At 62.2% G+C, this 2164-nt stretch carries 1 protein-coding gene; it reads left to right on the top strand.

Annotated features, from left to right (window positions below; genetic code table 11):
- Nucleotides 1-300: 300 nt before the first annotated feature.
- Nucleotides 301-2164, top strand: a 1864-nt coding sequence (priA, locus tag Q0341_RS01215) for a primosomal protein N' (RefSeq protein WP_299510002.1), incomplete at its 3' end; no start/stop codon positions are given.

The raw sequence follows: 2164 nt of genomic DNA, 5'->3' as shown, positions 1-2164 counted from the left end.
TGCACAAATTTTGGGCGTGCGCGTTTTTTAAATTCACCTGCGAGCCGAATTAGAAGGCGATGCTTACATAACGCCAAGTCCTTGATTTCATTGAAATAATTCACAATGCCCATCTGGTGAGCAATCTGAGCAAAGCCTTGATTTTCAAGGGCTTCAGGGCCTTGGTGACAAGTTTTCAACAAAGTTATCCACAGATATTCTGGATGAGCTGCAAAGCACTTAAGAATCAAGCACTTAGACCGGTTTTCGAGACTTCACCTAACTCTCAAAATTTACAAATCCATTTGAAACTCTAAAACCTTGACCGCCGCTTGCTGGATCGAAATCGCCGTTCAGACGCCTGCACACAGCCAGGTGGGGGGCTTGCTGAGCTACCGATGCCTCTTTGTGGTGCAACCAGGGCAGTTGGTCAGGGTCCCTTTGGGCAAACGTGAGGTGCTGGGCGTGGTTTGGTCCGTTCTGGACACCGCGCCCGCCGACATGCCGGCGTCGGCCGTGCGCGATGTCTTGGGGGTGCTCGAAGGGCTGGCCCCACTGGACAAGCACTGGCGGCAACTGGTGCAGTTCTCAGCCCAGTATTACCAGCGCTCGTTGGGCGAGGTGGCCTTGTCGGCCTTGCCGCCACAGCTGCGCGACTTGACCAGCGAACAACTGGCACGACGCCTGAAAAAGCAAAACACCGAGCGCGCCGTGCAAACCACGGCCGGCCCAGCCCTCTCGCCCGAACAAAGCGCTGTGCTGGACCAAATGGCCTCAGGCACAGGCCCTTTTTTGCTGTTTGGCAGCACCGGCAGCGGCAAGACCGAGGTGTATTTGCAAGCTGTGGAACGCATGCTGGCGGCGGACCCGCAGGCCCAAGCCCTGCTCATGGTGCCCGAGATCAACCTCACGCCGCAGCTGGAAGAACGTGTGCAGGCCCGCTTTGGCACCGAGGCGGTGGTGTCGATGCACAGCGGCATGACGCCCGCCCAGCGCCTCAAAGCCTGGCTGGCCGCGCATGCGGGTCACGCCCGCATCGTGCTGGGCACGCGCATGGCGATTTTTGCGTCCATGCCGCACCTCCAACTCATCGTGGTCGACGAAGAACACGACCCCAGCTACAAGCAGCAAGAAGGCGCCCGCTACTCGGCCCGCGACTTGGCGGTGTACCGGGGACGCCTGCAAAACGCGCCGGTGCTGCTGGCCTCGGCCACGCCATCGCTCGAGAGCTGGCACCTCAGCCGCCCGGCCACAGAGGACGATACAGGCGGCCGTTACCAGCGCCTGCTCATGCCCTCGCGAATCGGCACCGGCCTGTTGCCGAAAGTGCGGCGCGTGGACATGACCAAACAACCGCGCCGCACCGTGCTGTCCACCCAGCTCGTGGCCGCCATCCAAGAGCGGGTAGAGCGCGGTGAGCAATGCATGCTGCTGCTCAACCGCCGCGGCTACGCCCCCGTGCTGCACTGCGCCGACTGCGGCTGGAAAAGCGAGTGCAAGCACTGCAGCGCATTTCGGGTGTTCCACAAAATTGACCGCACCCTGCGCTGCCACCACTGCGGCCTGACCGAGCGTGTGCCGCGCGCCTGCCCCGAATGTGGCAACGCCGACATCGCACCCATTGGCCGGGGCACAGAACAACTCGAAGAACACCTGGGCGAGTTGCTGGCGCACGTTTTGCGCCCAGATGGCATGCCGGTGCGCATCGCCCGCATCGACGCCGACAGCACACGGCTCAAAGGGGCACTCGAAAGCCAACTGGCCCAAGTGCACTCCGGCGAGGTGGATGTCTTGGTCGGCACGCAAATGATTGCCAAAGGGCACGACTTTCGGCGCATCACCCTGGTGGCGGCCGTCAACCCCGACACGGCGCTGTTTTCAAGTGACTTTCGCGCACCAGAGCGCCTGTTTGGACTGCTCATGCAAGCCGCAGGCCGGGCTGGGCGCGATGCTGCCCAAAGTGCCACCAGCGAGATGTGGGTGCAAACCTTTCACCCCACCCACGCGCTGTTTGAAGCGCTCAAAAAACACGACTACCCAGCGTTTGCCGCCAGCGAACTGGCCGAACGAACCGCCGCCGACCTGCCGCCCATCAGCCACCAGGCCCTGCTGCGCGCCGACGCCCGAACCCAGGAATGCGCCCAGGCTCTGCTGAACGCCGCCCGCGAAGCCCTGGATGCCCAGC

This window comes from uncultured Limnohabitans sp., from assembly GCF_937889215.1.
Classification (GTDB): Bacteria; Pseudomonadota; Gammaproteobacteria; order Burkholderiales; family Burkholderiaceae_C; genus Limnohabitans_A.
The sequence above is the reverse complement of the archived record's forward strand: the minus strand, read 5'-3'. Positions and strand labels throughout refer to the sequence as shown.